This window comes from Maribacter spongiae, assembly GCF_047345125.1.
Lineage (GTDB): Bacteria > Bacteroidota > Bacteroidia > Flavobacteriales > Flavobacteriaceae > Maribacter.
Genome location: NZ_JBLFEQ010000003.1, coordinates 230,176 through 249,879 on the forward strand (window position 1 = coordinate 230,176; position 19,704 = coordinate 249,879).

Below are 19,704 nucleotides of genomic sequence, written 5' to 3' on the forward strand. Positions count from 1 at the left end.
GTATAATGAAGAAAAACTCAGTATTTATTAAAATTCTTAAACTATTTCTGTTATTGAGTATTGGAATATTTATTGGAAAATACTTCTTTTCTGGCAAAAATACCGATACCGTACCCCTGCCATCGACTATGAAATACAGGAATGTAGGCATTTCAAATGATACGACCCATGTCGTGGAGGAAACGACATTTGATGGGAACATCATTGAAGTCAAAAAAGGAGGATCCATCCTACAGGCTGTCAAGAGTGCCCAATCTGGGGATTTGATTCGAGTCTATCCGGGAACCTATGCTGAAACGGTATATATTGACAAGGATAATATTAGTCTACAAGGGGTCGTAATCAATGGAGAGTGGCCTACCTTGGATGGAGGGAAAAAATTGAATGACGCATTCCTTTATTCCGGAAATAATATCCTCATTGAAAATTTCAAAATCATCAATTATAAGGGAAACGGTGTCATGGGGCAGGCAGGTAACAATTTTATCATCCGCAATAATTGGATCATAGATACTGGAGTATATGGCATTTTTCCACAATATGGTCAAAATGGCCTGGTCGAACATAATGTCTTGTCAAAAATTGCAGATGCCGCAATCTATGTAGGCATGTGCGATAACGTAGATGTCATTAATAACGAGGTATTTAATAGTGTAGCAGGTATAGAAATTGAAAATTCTAGGCACTGCCTAGTCGAGAATAATTATGCCCATAACAATACCGGAGGGATTTTAGCCTTTGTAACCCCTGGTCTACCGATTAAGACAACTTTTGACGTTATTATACGCAACAATTTTATCGTTAATAATAACCATGAGAATTTTGGAGCTCCTGGATCCACAGTTGCAGGTATTCCTCCTGGGGCCGGCATTCTGATTATGGCTGCGGACGATGTGGTCGTTGAAAACAATATTATTACCGGTAATGACAATGCCGGTATTACTATTGTTGATTTGGCTACCGGTGACCCCAAAGCGAACGACCCCAATAGCGAACCTAATCCGGACAGGGTCGTGCTGTTGGATAATATTATGTTCGCCAATGGCAATAATCCTACAGGAGAATTAAAAGCTTTGATGCTTACTCAACTATCCACTAAAGGTCCCGATATTTTTGCAATGGGAGGAGGAACGGGGAGTAGTATATTGGACAAGAACAAGTATCGCACATTTGGCTTGGACGACTATGGTTTTCCTCCAATATCGGATACGAAGGACCTAATAAGTATGAAACTGAACAAACCAGTAGCACCACGATCAGTATCCGAAGAGGAACTCGGCCGACTTACATACTATGGTATATGTGCAGGTTGCCATGCCTTTGGCACACGATTAATAGGCCCTCCCACAGAAATTATACAAGCTATACATAATGGTAATCCCCAGGGAATCGTCGACTACATCAACAACCCTAAAAATCTTCGACCGGATTATCCTGAAATGCCTCCACAGGACTATTTGCCCGATGAGGCAAAAATGGCCGTGGCCGAATATATCCTAAGTATGAAAAAATAAGGAAAAATTACTCTCTTCATAATCGGGAAAATCATTGATACCGGAACTTAAAATAACTAAATTATTAACTACATGAGAAAACTCCTATTTCTGATAATGGTCAGCTTTCCGATTGCCATCTCGGCACAAAAAACCATAGAAATTGTAGTTGCCGATCAGACGACAATAGATGGGACGCTCGAAATCGACGGTGAGACTCTAGATGAAGTTGTTGTTACGGCATTGAACATAGAGCGTGATAAAGAATCGCTCGGGCATTCGGTTTCTCAACCACTATCTTCTAATCCCGCAAACATTCCCTTGGCCAATGTGGTTCATACACCAAAAAGAGATACTACCGGGCAAATAAGTGAAGATGATCTTACGGTAAATTCACTTACATCTACAGGGATGGTTCTGATTGATTTTACTGGAAAAACACAGTTGATCTTGGATGAATATATAGAGTTTAAAGATAGCGGGAACCTAATATAAAACACGCTACGGGAGGCCCTAAATTTCCCGATCTTATTGTTTCATTTAACATTAGAATCCATTTAAAATTAAATCTTAGGCATATGATTTCAGAAACGATACAAAAACAACGTGATTTCTTTCTAACGCAACGATCGAAGGATATTTCTTTTAGAAAAAAAGCTTTAAAACGATTACAAAAAGAAATCATTGCTCAAGAAGATGCCATATGCGATGCCCTTTACGCTGATTTTAAAAAACCACGGTTCGAGACCATGGCAACTGAAACCCAGTTGGTACTTGCCGAGATTAAACAGGCATTAAAACATATAGATCTATGGTCGCGACCTCAAAAAGTAACGGGTACCCTATCCAATTGGCCTTCTTCCGACTATATTTATAAGGAACCCTATGGCACTGTATTGATCATTGCCCCGTGGAACTATCCATTTCAATTGGCCATTGCCCCTTTGGTGGGTGCTATTGCCAGTGGAAATACGGCCGTTATAAAGCCTTCGGAATTGACGGTGAACACATCAAAAATCGTTTCAGGGATTATAAAAACTGTCTTTTATCCCGGGCATGTAACGGTTGTTGAGGGCGGTGTGGAAATTTCCCGACAACTTCTTTTACAACAATGGGATTATATTTTCTTTACGGGGAGTGCAAAGGTAGGACAAATCGTTTATGAAAGTGCCGCTAAATATCTAACGCCCGTGACCCTTGAACTGGGTGGAAAAAACCCTTGTATCGTAGATGCATCTGCAACGGTCAAATTAACCGCAAAGCGAATTGTTTGGGGTAAATTTTTAAATGCGGGACAAACCTGCCTTGCTCCGGATTATGTTTTAGTCCACAAAAAAATCAAAGATAAATTGGTAGCGATGCTTAAGAAGTATATTATCCTGTCTTATGGTGAATCCATAGAAAAATCCCCGGATTTTGCGCGAATGGTGGGTCCGCATCATTACCAAAGGCTAAAATCCATGCTGGAAGGAGAAAAAATCCTTTTTGGTGGACAGAGCAATGATAGGGACAACTATATTTCACCAACACTGATCGATCAACCCAAAATGGACAGTAAGTTGATGGAAGGTGAAATTTTTGGGCCAATACTCCCTATTATCAGTTATGAAACCGAAGAGGAACTGGATAGGTACCTCATGCATTATGGAAAACCATTGGCAACTTACGTATTCTCCAATACAAAGTCCTTTCAACGTAAAATGGTGAAAAAATACAGTTTTGGCGGAGGAGCCATTAATGATACCGTAATACAAATCGCCAATAAAAAATTACCTTTTGGTGGGGTTGGTCAAAGTGGTTTAGGCGCATATCACGGTAAAGCATCGTTTGATTTGTTCTCACATCAAAAAGCGATTATCAAAAAGGCGAATTGGCTGGATGCCCCACTGCGATATCCTCCTTATAATTTACCATTTTGGTTTATAAAAAAAATAAAGTACCTTTTCTAAACGCAAAGAAGATTCCAATAAATAAACGTTACCTATATGAAAACAATGGACCAATGGTTTGAAGAATACGCTGTAAGCCATAAAAATGAAACGAATATCTTAATTCATTTTGTTTGTGTCCCGGCTATATTTTTTAGTATTGTAGGTATGTTAATGACCATTCCTTCTCAGTTTTTACGCAATCAAATAGGTATTGAAAATGCACTCTTGGGAAATTGGGCAGTGGTTATATTATTGCTATTTCTACTCTTTTATTTGCGACTATCACTCTCTATGTTCCTAAAAATGCTATTGTTCTCGATACTATGTCTTGTCGGCAATTATTACTTAGGGCAATATCTGCCCCTTTTATATGTTTCCATTGCATTTTTTGTTATCGCTTGGATCGGGCAATTTTATGGTCATAAAGTAGAAGGCAAGAAACCTTCTTTCTTTAAGGATTTGCAATTTTTGTTAATCGGTCCGGCATGGGTCGTCAAAAAAATGTTTGGGTAACCACCTTTGGCTATCCATACTTAAACTGAAAGCAAGATCACATTAATTTAAATGAAACGATATCGCCCGACTTCTTTTGTGCCAATATACAAATAGCCTCATTGGTCAGTTGGAGTATTCTTGGATACCCTCCGGTAGTCTGCCCATCTTTCATTAGCATTATCAATTTACCGGACGGGGTCAATTGTACGGTCCCGGGCAAGGTGGCCGAAGTCAACATACTAATGTCATGCCCCTGAATAGTCTCTTTTAATTGATAGGCCATCCGGTCGTTTTCCTTGGCGATGGTAAATTCTTTTGCAAAAATGGATTCCAACTGTTTATCCGTTAAATGTCCGTATTCGGGTGCTCTATAGACGGTCAATATAGATTCTTCGAGCAAGGAACCGGTTTTGATTTCGGAAATTTTGGGCATAAAAACGGTAGTACGGTTATAGGGAACCAAATCACCATTTTTTAAACGGTTTTCATCCGTAATCGGTGTATAAAACGATTTGCTGTCCAGTACGGATTTGGTCTGGAAACCTCCTTTTATGGCCAAATAACCCCTAAACCCTTTTTCCAATCGGCCATAGGAAACGATATCACCGGCATTTATTTTATACGCCGTATTATTTTGGATGCCTTTATCATTCAGGGTAACGGTCATTTCCGCTCCGGCCAAAGAAATATAGGTACTTTCCTTAAAAAGAAGGGTAGGCCCCATCATGGCAATTTCCAAAACGGCATCCGTATCTTGGTTTTCCAAAAGTGCATTGGCCCTAAGAAGGGATAATGTATCCATAGCACCGGATACGGGAACGCCTTTATTGCGGGAATAAAACCTGCCCAAGTCCTGTACCGTAAGATAGAAACCCGATTTTATAACCTTAAGCATTCAACATTGTTTTTTCCAATTGGTATATTCCCACTTCGGTCTCAATCTTATGCAACTCATATTCTGCCCTAGAAATGGGGTAAAACCGGATCTTATCCCCAACGGAAACAAAACAGGGGCACTCTTTATCCCTATTGAACATAGGAACAAAACATTGACCGATTATATGCCATCCTCCTGGGGATTCCTGAGGATAGATTCCCGTTTGTTTTCCCGCAATACCTACGGCACCTTGTGGAACCTTAAGCCTTGGGGATGTTCGCCTGGGAATCTCCAGGGCTTTGGGCAATCCCCCCAAATACATAAAACCGGGTAAAAACCCTATTCCGTAAACGGTATATGTAGCCGTCGTGTGGAGCTCAACAATTTCTTCCTTTGACAGCCCAAGTGTTTCCGTAATATAGGGCATATCCATACCCAATGCAGCGTCATAACAGACCGGTAATTTCCATAAATGCTTTTTGAATACTTTCACTTTCATTTTCTGCAACTCGGCATACCAGTCTATCAATTTAGTGTTCCATTCCGATGCATCGATTTCCAAATTTCTATTGATGATCATTAGGGAATTATAAGCAGGTACAGTTTCCCATTCTTTCTCTTTAAGGTAGTTGGATTTTAGATGGAACTCAAATTGAAGAATGGTGTTAAGCGTATTTTCACTTACTTCATCGAGCCATTCTATGAGCAGGGCATAATTACCAAAGGGTTTTATGTGAATAGGCAGGAAACTCATGGGTTTGGATAATAATTATATTTGGGCAATTCCTCTGTAAGATACGTCAATATTTCCACTGCCGAGGGGGTATCCCCGTGGATACAATAGGTATCCGCCTTAATCTGAAAGAGCTCCCCATCTACCGTAATTAATTGGGAATCCCTTAGCATGGAGAGCAGGTGTTTTAATACCTTATCAGGATGCGTAATCAATGCATTATGTTCCTTTCTTGGGACTAATTTTAAATCCCTCGTATAGTTTCTATCTCCAAAAGCTTCCCATTTTATTTTAAATCCATTATCCATGGCCAATTGTGCGATTACCGATGCAAAAGGAACGTAGAGAAATACGTCCGACCGATACGATTCGATCGCTTCCAAAAATACGTCCGCCAGCTTTTCATCTTTAGCGATATCATTATATAAAGCACCGTGAGGCTTGATATGATGTAGTCCGATCTCTTCTTTTTTACACAAATCCAATAGACTTTCAATTTGTGTTCTAATATTTATTATAAGCTGATTTTTAGGTATTTGCATGGAAATTCTCCCGAAATTTTCCATATCCGGATACGAAGGGTGCGCACCCACCTTAACTTTATATTCTTTGGTCAAAGCCAGCATCTGTTTCATAGACCGCATATCTCCTGCATGTCCTCCACAGGCAATATTACAGGAAGAAATCAAAGGAAACAGTTGGGGTTCGTTCCCTATTCCTTCGCCCACATCGCAATTGATATCCACATATCTCTTTTCCATCTTAAAAAAGGCCGAAAACCTTAGCTATGCTCTTTATTCCCAATAGTAACGTCAATAATATAATAATGATGCCCATTCCGTTTTGGAACATGTTATTTTTATATTTTCCCATTACCGTAGTCCTGTTCACGACCCAAACCAAAAAGATAGCTACCAATGGTAAGAGTACGCCATTGGCAATCTGGGCAAACCTTATGATCTCTATGGGATTTATATCAAAAGAAAGGGAAAATACGGCCAATGCCATAATAATCATCCATACGGCCCTAAATCTATAATCCTTAAAATTGGCTTTCCACCCAAAACAACTATTGGCCACATAGGCCGCCGCCAAAGGTGCCGTAATTGCGGACGTAATCCCCGCCGCAAAAAGACCGATACCCATAAAATACCGGGCACTTTTTCCGTACAAAGGTTCCAACCCCCGGGCCAGATCCATTACCGACTGTACATTTTCATTGCTAAAGGCAGCAGCGGCGATGACAATACAAATAGAAACCGTACCTCCCAAAGCAATGGATATAAACGTGTCTTTCTTGGCAGTTCCTAAATCGTTTTTACTTTTCCATTTTTCATTGACCAAAGAGGCATGTAAAAAAAGATTGTACGGTACTATGGTCGTGCCTACCAATGCAATTACGGTCAAAATACTTTCATGGGGTATACCCGGAACAAAAAGGCCCTTTAAAATTTCAGGCATATCTGGTTTTGTAAGTATTGCGGTTACCACAAAGGATAAACTCATAAGTGCCACAAGCAACACGAATACCTTTTCCAAGGTCTTATAATTTCCTAAAAACAACAACACAAAAGCCAGTCCACCGATAATAAAAGGATAGTACGATGAAAAACCAGGCCCAAAAATAGCTTCCATTCCAAGAACGGCCCCTCCAATGTTTCCAGCTTCGTAGGCCGCATTTCCTATAACTATGGCGGACAAAATAATTCCTATGACCATATACCTGATCCAAGAAGATGATAGTTCTTGCTTTATGACTTCCGCAAGTCCTTTTTGGGTGATAATGCCCAAACGAACGGACATTTCCTGAAGCACCATAGTAGCTATTATAGATAAGAGCATGGTCCATAATAGCGTATAACCAAACCCCACTCCCGCTAACGTACAGGCCGTGACCGTTCCCGGCCCTATAAAAGCCGCCGCGATCAAAGCTCCCGGGCCAATTTTCCTGAACATTATGTAAATGGTATAGGTTCTGGTAAATATAACTTCAAAAAACATATTTTCACCCTTCGCTTACATGTATTTTCACCACAGTTTTAACATTTTTAATTGCAGTTTATCTAAAAAATTGCAGTTCATCTAAAATTAGGATGTCATACACCGATGGTTCATACTAATCAAAAAAAAATAATGTTATCATAACCCCAAATCAAATTTAACCTACTTATTGAATGACGTGTTTAGAATGTAAAAAAGAACTTGGCTATCTGGACCATAAAAATGCGATGGACAGTCTTGGTGTAGAGCTCTGTGAACAACATCATGAGCGAATGCAGGGATTGATCAAAAAATACGATACCCCCCTGGAAGCCATACAATTGTATTATGGTCTTAAAGAGGCCGGTGTACAGGCCATGTTGGAATGGTGGGATGGTAAAAAATCCATTGATATCGCTATTTCCCGTGTGAAACTCAATATCGAAATAGACTCGGAATATGAAAAACTGACCGAAAAACAGGCCATAAACAACTTAGAGGAAACTATGCATTCCTTTAAAAGTGGTTTTACCACCATTCGTATACCACATATTGTAGTACGATATTACCTCAACGAAACGGTAAAGAACATTATGGGCATCATGGAGGGGCTCAAAGCCAATATCAAAGTCATTTGATTTAAAATATAAGCTTATGTCAATGTCAAAAAAAGTATTGAAGACTCCCATACGGATCGCCTTGATCGTACTGTTATGCGGTATGATTATGCGTACACTCAATTTGCCTTATACAGCAGGCATTATATTTACCGCTTTTTTGACGATCGGAATTCTTTACGGTATCCGCTTTGCCAAAAAAGAAGACAAAAGGCCCGTGGCCTATATAAAAATGGTGCTTGTACTATTCTGGACAACAAACGGACTTTTGCGTATACTGGATTTTCCTTATACCTTATTTTTTCAAATTGGCACGGCCATTACCTTTATCATGTGGTTTGCTATGGAAGGAACGGCTTATTTTATGGATGAAGAACGAAGGGCCAAAAATAGCTTTATAGAGGTTTTTTGGAATTTTGTAATGGTTATAGGCGTCCTTACGATTATAAGCGGTGGGTTAATGCATTTGGTCGACTGGGAATATGCCACATCAACTTTAACCATTGGGCTTACCATTGTTACCACTTATATTTTAAAAGACATCTTTAGTCCAACAAAGGATAAGAAAAAGGATCAAAATAACGAGGAACTGTTATTGTAATATAATCTCTTTAAATTATCCATTAGAAAACATCCCTATCCCAACCAGCCTTCTCGATCCAAACTCCTGTATTGAATAGCTTCAGAGATGTGGTTGCCATTTAGTTGTTCGCAACCATCCAAGTCACTGATCGTTCTAGCCACTTTTAAAATACGGTCATAGGCACGGGCAGAAAGGTTTAACCGTTCCATAGCGGTTTTTAACAGGGTTTTGGACTTATCGTCCAATATACAGTATTCCCGAATCTGCTTAGTATTCATTTGGGCATTATAATGTACATTCTCCAGTGCCTCAAAGCGTTTTGTCTGAATTTCCCTGGCAGCCGTTACCCGTTTGCGGATATCTACACTGCTTTCCCCTTTTCTATCTTCGGAAAGTTTCTCGAACGGAACCGGGGTAACTTCTATATGGATGTCTATACGATCCAATAAAGGTCCTGAAATCTTACTTAAATAGCGTTGCATTTCAGCAGGGGAAGAGGTTACAGGGGCGTCCGGATCATTAAAATACCCTCCGGGACTAGGGTTCATACTCGCTACCAGCATAAAGCTGCTGGGATAGGTAACCGCAAACCTTGCTCTGGCAATCGTCACCTCCCGATCTTCCATAGGTTGGCGCATCACTTCTAAAACACGACGTTCAAATTCCGGTAGTTCATCCAAAAACAACACACCATTGTGCGATAACGAGATTTCCCCGGGCTGTGGATAACTTCCCCCACCGACCAAAGCGGCACTGCTAATGGTATGATGTGGTGAACGGAAAGGTCGTTGCCCCATTAATCCCATATTTTTTATTTTACCCACTACGCTGTGTATTTTCGTGGTCTCCAATGCTTCATGCAATGTCATAGGCGGCAATATTGAAGGTAACCGCTTGGCCAACATCGTTTTTCCGGCTCCTGGAGGGCCGATTAAAATAATATTGTGTCCCCCGGCCGCAGCGATTTCCATACAACGTTTTATACTCTCCTGCCCCTTAACATCGGCAAAGTCGAATTCGGGAAAATCAAGGTCTTTATAGAATTCGGCTCTCGTATCTATAAAGGTCTGTTCCAGAGGCGTTCCCTGATCAAAAAATTCAATGACCTGTTTGATCGTATCTACACCATATACTTTTAAATTGTCCACTATGGCCGCTTCCTTGGCATTTTCACTGGGCAATATAAATCCTTTAAACCCTTCTTCCCGGGCCTTTATGGCAATGGGCAAGGCTCCTTTAATAGGTTGCAGGCTACCATCCAGGGACAATTCTCCCATGATGATATATTTTTCAATTTCCTCGGATCGTATTTGATCGGAAGCCGCTAAAATTCCCAATGCCAAAGTAAGGTCGTAAGCAGAGCCTTCTTTTCTAAGGTCTGCCGGAGCCATATTAATGGTGATTTTTTTACCGGGGATTTTATATCCATTATTCTGTAATGCGGCAGCGATCCTATAATTACTTTCCTTTATAGCATTGTCCGGAAGGCCCACTAGGTGATATCCTATTCCCTTATCGATATTGACTTCAACAATTATTGTGGTAGCTTCCACCCCAAATACGGCACTCCCATAGACTTTTGTAAGCATTTATTTACTTTTGGGGCTAAAAATAAGGATTTCCTTAGATTTTTGAATTTCTTCCCTATTCATCATCATCTTTCTGAATTTTCCCTGAACATAGAGTTCCGCCTGATCTTTATAATACTTGCTCAACGGATTTCCGGATTGCCCCGTAGGAAGGATACTCATACTGTTTTCAACATCCGAAAAATCGACCACCCTTCTTGTGGATGGGCCAGTAACGGTTTCATAAAACCCCTTTGCATTATAATCAAAATACATATTGTTTATGACTTCCCTTGTTCCATGTACGGGAAAAGGACCTACATTAAAAAACGACCTTAAGGTCGCTACCTGTCCTATGGGGTGCGGATGTTCCAGCGTATGTACCTTGTCCCATGTCCATTGATCGGTATCGGCACCAAAATCTTCCTCTAATGATTTCATCGTTCTTGAAAATGCCTCACTTACAATTTGTGTCCGTGTCTCGACCGTACCCGGTGTCGTAACATTATCCCACCAAACAGAATTGGGTCTTTGTACTAACGGAGCGATCAGTCGCTTATGAAAATGTGTTTCCAGGAATTGTTCAAACTGCTCCCCGCCCAACTCGTCCTTAAACGTATGTTCAAGAAAATAATACATCCATCTGGAGAAAATAACAGCTTCACAACTATCCAAAGGGTAATCTCCCTTCCAACTGGCAAGGGCATCCAAGGTTTTTAATTCCTTATCGTTCAATTTGGAAACCTCTAAAAGTTTAGACAAATCGGCAACAACATCCCGGTTTACGGTAGAAGTAACATCGGTCATCATCTCCTGAACATCCAAAATGCCCCAATCATCTTTTGGTTCCAATAAAGCAACAATACGTTTTGCCCTATTTTCGGGCAAGTAGTATCCCGGGTATAACATTCCTGCAATAGAATCCGGCTGATTGTTCGCGGAATACACATACCGCCAGGGTGGGTTTATAGCTTGGGGGTTCTCTGAAAAATCAAGAAGTTTGCGTGCTATCGGAAAATCTTCTCCACGGTCAAAAATTAATTTTGTGCTTACGCTATCGGGAATTTCATAGAGCTGTGCCGTAGCAAACCAGGCGATGTTACCTCTTGCATCACCGTACATGATATTCAATCCAGGGGCATGTACTTTTGGTAATGCCATTTTAAACTCGGTTAAATTTTCGGCATGGGCCATTTCAAATAAGGCATCTATTACCTTATTCTCCATTTGGGTATAGACCCAGGTCATGGCCACTGGTCTTTCTCCCGTTATCTGATTTGCAATGCCGTTTAAAACAGGGCCACGGAGGGTTTTCTTAAAGGAAAACGAAACTGTATCGGAATCCTTTACCTTAATTTTCTTTGTTACGGTTTCGTACGATTTCCAACCTTGATCTGTTTTATATTGATTTTCATTCTTGGGATTTGTTTCTTCGTAATAAAAATCAACATCGTCATTCTCGAACATGGTCATACCATAGGCCAGTTTTCTATTGTGTCCTAAAATTGGAAATGGGATTCCAGCAATATGATAACCATATTTAGAATAGGCAGGTGTTTCCAAATGGGCCTCGTACCAAACCGAAGGTTGCGAAAACCCTATATGCGGATCATTGGCAAAGATGACCTTTCCGTTCTTTGTCTTTTCGGGTGCCAGTACCCAACTGTTGCTTCCCTGGAACAAAGGAAGGTCCAATTTCCTTAAAGCATCGGCAACCACCGCCGTAATTGAATTCCCCAATGTGTCCGTGGGAATTGAATTCCCCAATGTGTCCGTGGGAATTGAATTCCCCAATGTGTCCGTGGGAATTGGAGTATAGTTTTTGATTTTTTCCGTTTCCGCATCCGAAAATACGGCAAGGTCTTTTAAATATTCGGGACCAAGCTTATCTTTAATATTGGTCAGCAACGGATCTGTTTTATGGGCCATAGCAAAACTGAAGGCCATATAACCCATGGTATTATAGATATCTTTTAGGGTAAAATCCTTTTTTTCAATTCCCGTGAGGTAAAATTCTATAGGGGTAGGCCCTTCCGCAATAAATTGATTGATACCATCCAGATAGGCTCCGGCCAACTGTACAGCTTCACTATTCTGATCTATTTGGGCTACCGTCTGTGCGGAAGCGTCATCAATACCAATGGATAGAAAGAATTTGTCCGTTCCTATCAAGTCCTTTCCGAAAACTTCAGATAACTCTCCGGCGGCAATACGGCGTAGCAATTCCATCTGCCATAATCGATCCTGGGCATGTACATATCCCAAAGCACGAAAAGCGTCTCGTTCATTATCTCCATAAATATGGGGTACGCCGTAATCATCATAATAGACCTTGACTTGGGCATTTAAATACAATAATTCTTTTTCACCGTTATATTCCGGTCTTAAAGAATATATAAACGATCCTATAGTAATTACCAGCACCGTAATAATAGCTAGCGACCAGATGCCGATTTTCTTCAAAATCTTCATAAAATTACAAGGGGATTTTCTTCCTAAGGTAAGGCTTATTTTCAATATTAAATGTAGCCATACCCGTTTTTACTATAGTTTCAAACAGAACTATTGCGCTCTATAATCGATTCCTTAAAAGTTTACAGCTTATGGAAGCGTATTTAAAATGAAAACGAAATTGATATCCGCAGGAATACAGATCTCTTTACAGACTTGATAAAAGAGGTTTACGGTAATCTGTTCCACATTTGGATCCAACAGTTTGATTCGTTGTTTAAAAATGGCCCGTTCCTTAAAAAAAGTCTCCTCTAATTTAAAAATATCGTTGTATTCTTTTATGGTCTTACTTTCCTGATTTCTTCCCACCAGTTCATAATCCGCACCTACCCTTTTAAAGGTAAACTTACTTGGCAAGGAACCTCCTTCCGCAGTATATTGGGAATACATATGCCAGCCTTTATAGATACTACCTTTTAAGATAAGCTCATATTCCGTATCCGAAAGCTGGTTCAGCTCTTGTTCCCAGAATACAGGATCATCATCGGTCTGCGAAAAAACATACACCGATGTCCATAAAAATATTATGGTCGCTATTATGTATTTCATGGGATATACTCTATTCTCAAAATTTCTTTCGTATGTTGCGTAACCTTAAACCTATTGTCCAACCGTCTGCCTATGACCCAAACAATATCCTCGTTGGAGCACAATAACCATTGCTTTTCCTTGGAAAAAACATCTACTTTTTCATCTTTGAAAAATTTTGAAAGCTTCTTTTTTCCTTTCATACCAAACGGATAGAAATAGTCGCCCTTTTTCCATTTCCTTATCTTTAACGGATAGTTTAACGTATTTTTATCTATATAGATTACCGTATTGGATTTTTCCCCCAGAACGGCTACGTTGTTCAACCGGAACTTAATGGGAGTTCCCACTATTTTTTCATCTTCATGAATTAAGAAAGTCTTTAAAAAACCATCATTTTGAAATGATTGGGATAGCAATAAAAAACCCCTGTCCTTAAGCAGTTTATGGGTCTTGGACACCAATATTTTACCGCTCACAGCGTTCAACAAGTGCTTAAGATCGTTCGGTTCAACAAATCCGTAGGTGTGAAAAAGTCCGTATAAATGGGCCTCAAGCGGGACCAACGACTTTAATTCCTCTACGGCTATCTTAATCACCTCGTTTTCCTTAAAAAACAACGGCTTTTTTAAGGTTTGGAAGTATTCTTCGGAAATAGTGCTCGTCTGTTGGAGATGGGATTGTGTCTTTTTAAAATTTTTAAGGAAAGTAGGATGCAATTCCTTTAGAAGTGGTACGATTTCCGATCTAATTTTATTCCGTAGGTATTTTGTATCCGCATTACTTTGGTCCTCTCTCCATTGTAAGCCGTTCTCCCTGGCATATGTGATAATTTGGATTCTGGAAAACTGCAAAAGCGGTCGGGCTATGCGTTCCGTTTTATCCGGAATACCGGTCAACCCTTCAATTCCGGTACCTCTGGATAGATTAATAAGAAATGTTTCCAAATCATCATCCGCATGATGGGCCGTAACCAGGGTATTTATTTTTTTTTTTGTCATTAGATGGTCAAACCAATCGTATCTCAGTGTACGGGCGGCCATCTGTACGGAAACCTTATTTTGGTTTACATAATCCAAAGTATCAAATTCGGCAGTAAAGCACTCCAGACCATATTGTCGTGCAAGGTTTTGTACAAAAAGGGCATCATTATCGCTTTCTGCCCCCCTTAGGTTAAAATTACAATGGGCAAGGGCAAAGTCCATTTTACCGTTGTAGCATAAATGGGTCAAAACCATACTGTCCACTCCCCCACTGCAGGCCAACAAAAATTTAGACTGTTTTAGTTCTGGAAAATCAGATGTAATATGATCTAGGAATTCTTTTAGCACCCAACAAATATAATTAACATTTAGGCAGTGCCTACCAACGGGTTAAACGAAATTTTTGGATTAAAATCTACCCTTCCAAGACCTTTCGCATGGCCTTGGCCTTTACCAAACACTCCTCATACTCTTTTTCGGGAATGGATTTTGCCGTAATGGCACTACCAACGGAATAGGAAAGGTATTGTTTGGTCTCGTTATAAAGGATACTCCTAATAACCACGTTAAAGTCAAAATCGGATTCCGAGGTAAAATAACCCACGGCACCGCTATAGACACCCCTTTTAAAAGTTTCCAGCTTCTCAATAATCTTCATTGCCGATATTTTTGGAGCCCCTGTCATGCTCCCCATAGGGAATGTATCTTTTATAAGATCTACAGCGTGTACATCATCTTCTATTTTAGCGGATATTGTAGAAATCATCTGATGCACTTGTTCAAATGAATACACTTCGCACAATTCTTCAACGGTTACACTACCCTTTTCCGCATTTTTTGAGAGGTCGTTCCGAACCAGATCTACGATCATGATATTCTCCGACCTTTCCTTTTCATCATTTTTTAAATTAATTCTTAGTTCTTCGTCCTTAGTCCTATTGGCAGAACGGGGCGCGGTTCCTTTAATGGGTTGGGAAATGATCTTATTCCCTATTTTTTTTAAATACCGTTCCGGGCTTGCACTTAAAATATACTTATCAAATAGTTTTATATAAGTTGAAAAGGGTGCTTTAGAAATGGCATTTAATGCTTTGTAACTATGCAGTGGATTTAAGGATACGTTCTCGGCATAGAACTCCTGACAAAAATTAGCTTCATAAATATCCCCTTTGTGAATATGGGAAAGTATCCGGTCAACATTCTTAAAATACTCATCCTTAAAAATTCTCATTTTTATGGAAACGCCCTTGTCTGCGATAAAACCTGGATTTAAAACCCTGCTTCTATTCAAGGTATCGAAGTCTTCCATTATTTCATTGGCGACCATATTCAAATACAGGAACTCCACCCGGTTTCCAATTATCCTGATTATTTTTTTGGGCTGAAAAAAATACAGGTCCGGAAACTCAAGACCATCATCATTATAAGAAACCAGATTTTCCGTATCATTTTTCAGATCATAGGACAAATACCCGAATATCCAATCCTTTGTTTCGGATTGGTATTCCTTTAGATCGGAAAAAGCGTTTTTGCTATCGGTAATCAAGGCCGTTAACCCGTCCAATGCCAATAGGGCATCAAAAGAACCATAGGTATCCCTGTGTTCATTGCTATCCAGCCAAACGACCTCATCATGTTCTTGTCCCCATGATAATAGGGACTCCTTAAAGCCTAGGGGATCGTCTATGGTATAGACACTTTTTTTTCTCAATTAGTCATGAATTGTATCCAAGAAATTGTTCAATACCCGGGCATGTTCCTTGGCAAGGTCCGGGTCCAGTATTCCTTTATTTACATCAAAATTGTCATAGAAGGCAGATAAAGAAAAAGTACCGGTAATAGTCGCCCCAAAACGAGAAAGCATTTTTTCCGTTATCTCCAATGCACTTTTCCCCCCACGTTTACCTGGGGAAGTGGACATTAAAAGTACTTTCTTGCCCTCTATAAATTTTCGTTCCATGCGGGAGAGCCAATCGATTACATTTTTAAAATAGGCGGACGGATTGCTATTGTGTTCATTTACGGAAAGTATGATTCCCTTTGCGTTTTGTATATCCTTATTAAATCCGATCAGGGTATCCGAAAATCCGTATTCCTTCTCATAATCCTGACTATACATGGGAAAACTATGATCGGCCATATCCAATAATCGTGTTTCTGACGATCGGACCAATGAAATGGTATAACGAGTGAGCTGGTAATTAATGGATGTGGAAGAATTACTACCGGCAAAACCAAGTACAAAAGACATAAAGGTTATTTGAAGATTGAATTGCTAAAATAATTCAAATCCCATTCGGTTGCCAGTATTTTGTCTAATTTTGCAGTCCGGTACATCCAAACATACTGTTATTTAAGTATATAAGGAAAGAAAAGCCATGAGTATCAACAAAACACGATTGTATTTTATAGATGCCATACGGGCCTGGGCTATTTTAATGATGCTCCAGGGGCACTTTATAGACGGTTTGTTGGATCATACATATAGGGATGACTCTAATATTCTCTACATGACATGGAAATATTTTAGGGGGATTACCGCTCCTGTTTTCTTTACCGTATCGGGATTTATTTTTACATATTTACTGATCAGGATACCACAAACGGGCTGGGATAATCCCAGGGTAAAAAAGGGAATCAAAAGAGGTCTAGAATTACTCGCTATAGGTTATTTGCTCCGGTTAAATCTATTGGGACTCTTTAAAGGGGAAATCTACTCCTCCTTTTATCTTGTAGATGTACTACATTGTATTGGGCTTTCCATTTTAGGCATTATTGGTGTTTATGTATTAACGGCCAATTACAGGAAATGGGGTTTTCCAATGTTTTTATTGTCCATAACCCTGGTGCTGTTTGTTTTTGAGCCCTGGTATAAAACGGCCAATTTTCATTTACTACCACAGTTAATAGCCAATTATTTTACCAAAGCCAATGGTTCTGTCTTTACTATTTTACCTTGGTTCGGGTACGCCACTTTTGGAAGTTTTGTATCGGTATTGTTTACCCGATATAAAAACAGTAAATTACTATATCATTATGCAATTGGCCTGGGACTGTTCACAGGGGCTATTTTAATTTTTTATTCATCGGATTTCTTTCTGTCGCTTTCAAAGTATACAGGTGTCCAATTGTTTGCGGATATTTTCTTCAATAACTACCTCTTTATCCGTTTGGGGGATGTGTTGGTCGTATTTTCCATCTTTATGTTGTTCCGGCGATTTATAATCCACAAAACAGGATTAAGAATAGGACAGAGCACCTTATCCATCTATGTAGTTCATTTTATCATTCTTTATGGTAGTTTTACGGGATTGGGTCTATATCGCTACTTTCATCATTCCTTAGGCCCATGGCCCATTATTATGGGCGCAATTGTCTTTATGGCAGTCTGCTCTTACTTTGCATTGAAGTATGAGGATAATAAAACGTTCCTGAAGGATAAATTAAATATACCGGTCGGGAGCATTAAACTACAGACTCACCAGACATTGCTCTTTTCAGTGAGTATATTAAGAGCACTGGGCATTAGGGTACTTCGCTTATTTGGAATGGCTAAAAATTAATTCTCCTTTTTCGCCACTTCTTTTCTTTTAGCTTAAATTCGATTAAAATTGAATTATGAGCGAGAAAAAATATTCCCCGATTGCGTGTGAATTGGAAAAGGACAAACGGTACGCCTGGTGTACTTGTAGCCATAGCGAAAATCAACCTTTTTGCGATGGAGCGCATAGGGCCCATAACAAACCACCTTCTTTGGGCTTTAGTGTCGATCAAGACAAAACAGCTTATTTATGCACTTGTAAAAGAACCAATAATCCGCCTTATTGCGATGGTTCCCATAAAAATTAATCCCACTGGGAAATGTTTGATTTACGCCTCTGGCACGAGTTAAAGTAACGTTAAATTACAATTGAGAGCGTTTTTGAACGACATAGTTAAAAAGTTCGATTATGCGCTCAACATTGCGATGGTCCCTTATCATTTGTCTTGGTATTCACTTAATAACCGGTTTTGTTTCTGTTAAATCGTTAAAAGGAGTATCCGATCATAAAACAGACGATCACTCAAAAATAAAGGAAAAGGTTGTCGCGACCGATTTTTTAAAGCTACTGAGTACCACGGATAAAGAAGTTCTTGACCACCTTATCCATAAAATAGATAAAAATTGGGAAGAAAGCCTTGAAATTTTGCTCTTGGAATCTATCTACTTTTCCAACAATAAGCTCCGATCAAAGCTTATCTCCTTGTTCAAAAAAAAGACCGGACAAAAATACGATCCAAGTTATGATGCATGGTTTCAATACGTATGGAATAAAAAAGCGAATTATCCCCCGGATTATTTTGAATTTAAGGCAAAAATCCATGAAACGATAGACCCTAAATTCTATCGTTATTTTTCCGGAAGGGAAAAGCAAAGTTTAATTCGATTGGACGAAGTACGTTGGGGCGGGGTTTTACAAGATGGCATACCTCCCTTGCGCAATCCACGAATGGTCGCCTCGGAAAATGCAGATTATCTGGCTGATGACAATATTGTTTTTGGAATTGAAATCAATGGCGATGCCCGGGCCTATCCAAAACGTATTTTGGCCTGGCATGAAATGTTCGTAGATACGGTTGGTACCATTCCCGTGGCGGGCGTTTATTGTACTTTATGTGGTACGGTCATTCTTTACAAGACCATACATAACGGTGTTGAACACCAAATGGGTACAAGTGGGTTTCTCTACCGGTCCAATAAACTAATGTATGATAGGACTACACAGTCCCTTTGGAGTACGCTGGAAGGTGAACCGGTCATAGGGCCTTTGGCCGATAAGGGCATCCGATTGGATTATCTGAGCGTAGTTACCACTACATGGGGCGAATGGAAAAAATTACATCCAAAGACCACCGTTCTATCATTACATACGGGGCATCGGAGGAATTATGGAGAAGGGGTAGCCTATAATGCTTATTTTGCTACGGACGATTTAATGTTTACCGTTCCCAAAATAGACCGTTCCTTAAAGAATAAAGATGAAATATTATCCGTTCGCCTACCTGGCACAACGGCCGAAAATTTAGCAATATCCAGTAAATTTTTAAGAAAAAACCCTATTTACAGTGCTACAATAGGAAATGTGCATTTTGTTGTGTTTACCGATAAGAGTGGTGCCCATAGGGTCTATTTTTCCAAGGGAATAAAGTTCGATAGCTATGATAGGTCCGTAACGACCTATGATAATCAAGGTGGGAAATGGACGATAGCAGAGGAGGGAATGACCAATACGAAAGGGGAAACATTAAAACGATTTCCTACCCATAATGCTTTTTGGTTCGGCTATAAAGCAGCATTTCCCGATACCCAATTGATAAAATAGCCTACAGAAAATATTGTCGAAGTATAAAAGTTTAGTGACTGT

Annotated in this window: 19 protein-coding genes; 9 read left to right on the forward strand and 10 right to left on the reverse strand. The window is 39.7% G+C overall.

Going from position 1 to position 19,704, the window contains the following annotated elements:
* Positions 1-5: 5 nt before the first annotated feature.
* The 4 genes from ACKWB9_RS05835 (at position 6) to ACKWB9_RS05850 (ending at position 3,937) form a co-directional block, all read left to right on the forward strand.
* A complete protein-coding gene (locus ACKWB9_RS05835; protein WP_414002061.1) occupies positions 6-1,514 on the forward strand; it encodes a parallel beta-helix domain-containing protein in 1,509 nt (502 codons plus the stop codon).
* Between the two features lie 72 nt (positions 1,515-1,586).
* Positions 1,587-1,988, forward strand: a complete 402-nt coding sequence (locus ACKWB9_RS05840; RefSeq protein WP_414002062.1) for a hypothetical protein — start codon at positions 1,587-1,589, stop codon at positions 1,986-1,988.
* Positions 1,989-2,071: 83 nt separating this feature from the next.
* Positions 2,072-3,442 (forward strand): aldehyde dehydrogenase, encoded by a 1,371-nt coding sequence (locus ACKWB9_RS05845; RefSeq protein ID WP_414002063.1) that lies wholly within the window; start codon positions 2,072-2,074, stop codon positions 3,440-3,442.
* A gap of 36 nt (positions 3,443-3,478) precedes the next feature.
* Positions 3,479-3,937, forward strand: coding sequence for an Mpo1 family 2-hydroxy fatty acid dioxygenase (locus tag ACKWB9_RS05850; RefSeq protein WP_414002064.1), 459 nt, complete (start codon positions 3,479-3,481; stop codon positions 3,935-3,937).
* Between the two features lie 37 nt (positions 3,938-3,974).
* Here ACKWB9_RS05850 and ACKWB9_RS05855 read toward each other — a convergent pair whose 3' ends face one another.
* Genes ACKWB9_RS05855 through ACKWB9_RS05870 form a run of 4 tightly spaced genes read right to left on the reverse strand, consistent with a single transcriptional unit; the run spans position 3,975 to position 7,485 of the window.
* Positions 3,975-4,814 carry a 5-oxoprolinase subunit C family protein gene (locus ACKWB9_RS05855; protein WP_414002065.1) on the reverse strand — a complete coding sequence of 280 codons (840 nt, stop codon included), beginning with the start codon at positions 4,812-4,814 and terminating at the stop codon, positions 3,975-3,977.
* Positions 4,807-5,550, reverse strand: a complete 744-nt coding sequence (pxpB, locus tag ACKWB9_RS05860) for a 5-oxoprolinase subunit PxpB (RefSeq protein WP_414002066.1) — start codon at positions 5,548-5,550, stop codon at positions 4,807-4,809. Before pxpB ends, ACKWB9_RS05855 begins: the two co-directional genes overlap by 8 nt.
* The gene (gene pxpA, locus ACKWB9_RS05865; protein WP_414002067.1) at positions 5,547-6,290 is read right to left on the reverse strand and encodes a 5-oxoprolinase subunit PxpA; all 744 of its coding nucleotides are present in this window, start codon (positions 6,288-6,290) and stop codon (positions 5,547-5,549) included. The genes pxpB and pxpA overlap by 4 nt, the downstream gene beginning before the upstream one ends.
* A gap of 1 nt (position 6,291) precedes the next feature.
* Complete coding sequence (locus ACKWB9_RS05870) at positions 6,292-7,485, reverse strand: Nramp family divalent metal transporter (RefSeq protein ID WP_414002068.1); 1,194 nt, start codon at positions 7,483-7,485, stop codon at positions 6,292-6,294.
* 218 nt (positions 7,486-7,703) lie between these two features.
* Between ACKWB9_RS05870 and ACKWB9_RS05875 the strand changes: the two genes are divergently transcribed.
* Both ACKWB9_RS05875 and ACKWB9_RS05880 read left to right on the forward strand, forming a co-directional pair.
* A complete protein-coding gene (locus ACKWB9_RS05875; RefSeq protein ID WP_414002069.1) occupies positions 7,704-8,147 on the forward strand; it encodes a hypothetical protein in 444 nt (147 codons plus the stop codon).
* 22 nt (positions 8,148-8,169) lie between these two features.
* The gene (locus ACKWB9_RS05880; protein ID WP_414002070.1) at positions 8,170-8,727 is read left to right on the forward strand and encodes a hypothetical protein; all 558 of its coding nucleotides are present in this window, start codon (positions 8,170-8,172) and stop codon (positions 8,725-8,727) included.
* A 35-nt stretch (positions 8,728-8,762) separates the two neighbouring features.
* On the opposite strand, the gene ACKWB9_RS05885 is transcribed toward ACKWB9_RS05880, so the two are convergent.
* From ACKWB9_RS05885 to ACKWB9_RS05910, 6 genes are all read right to left on the reverse strand, one after another.
* Positions 8,763-10,298: a YifB family Mg chelatase-like AAA ATPase gene (locus tag ACKWB9_RS05885; protein ID WP_414002071.1), complete on the reverse strand. Its 1,536-nt coding sequence runs from the start codon at positions 10,296-10,298 to the stop codon at positions 8,763-8,765.
* Positions 10,299-12,749, reverse strand: a complete 2,451-nt coding sequence (locus ACKWB9_RS05890; RefSeq protein WP_414002072.1) for a penicillin acylase family protein — start codon at positions 12,747-12,749, stop codon at positions 10,299-10,301.
* 129 nt (positions 12,750-12,878) lie between these two features.
* Positions 12,879-13,337, reverse strand: a complete 459-nt coding sequence (locus ACKWB9_RS05895; protein WP_414002073.1) for a protein-disulfide reductase DsbD domain-containing protein — start codon at positions 13,335-13,337, stop codon at positions 12,879-12,881.
* The gene (gene tilS, locus ACKWB9_RS05900) at positions 13,334-14,647 is read right to left on the reverse strand and encodes a tRNA lysidine(34) synthetase TilS (protein WP_414002074.1); all 1,314 of its coding nucleotides are present in this window, start codon (positions 14,645-14,647) and stop codon (positions 13,334-13,336) included. Before tilS ends, ACKWB9_RS05895 begins: the two co-directional genes overlap by 4 nt.
* A gap of 67 nt (positions 14,648-14,714) precedes the next feature.
* Entirely contained in the window at positions 14,715-16,010 is a 1,296-nt protein-coding gene (locus ACKWB9_RS05905; RefSeq protein ID WP_414002075.1) for an anthranilate synthase component I family protein, read from the reverse strand.
* Complete coding sequence (locus ACKWB9_RS05910; protein ID WP_414002076.1) at positions 16,011-16,550, reverse strand: NADPH-dependent FMN reductase; 540 nt, start codon at positions 16,548-16,550, stop codon at positions 16,011-16,013.
* Between the two features lie 127 nt (positions 16,551-16,677).
* Here ACKWB9_RS05910 and ACKWB9_RS05915 point away from each other — a divergent pair, with 127 nt between their 5' ends.
* The 3 genes from ACKWB9_RS05915 (at position 16,678) to ACKWB9_RS05925 (ending at position 19,662) form a co-directional block, all read left to right on the forward strand.
* Positions 16,678-17,862 (forward strand): heparan-alpha-glucosaminide N-acetyltransferase domain-containing protein, encoded by a 1,185-nt coding sequence (locus tag ACKWB9_RS05915; protein WP_414002077.1) that lies wholly within the window; start codon positions 16,678-16,680, stop codon positions 17,860-17,862.
* Positions 17,863-17,917: 55 nt separating this feature from the next.
* Positions 17,918-18,148, forward strand: coding sequence for a CDGSH iron-sulfur domain-containing protein (locus ACKWB9_RS05920; protein WP_414002078.1), 231 nt, complete (start codon positions 17,918-17,920; stop codon positions 18,146-18,148).
* A gap of 101 nt (positions 18,149-18,249) precedes the next feature.
* On the forward strand, positions 18,250-19,662 hold the full coding sequence (locus ACKWB9_RS05925) for a DUF3179 domain-containing protein (RefSeq protein WP_414002079.1): 1,413 nt from the start codon (positions 18,250-18,252) through the stop codon (positions 19,660-19,662).
* Positions 19,663-19,704 lie beyond the last annotated feature (42 nt).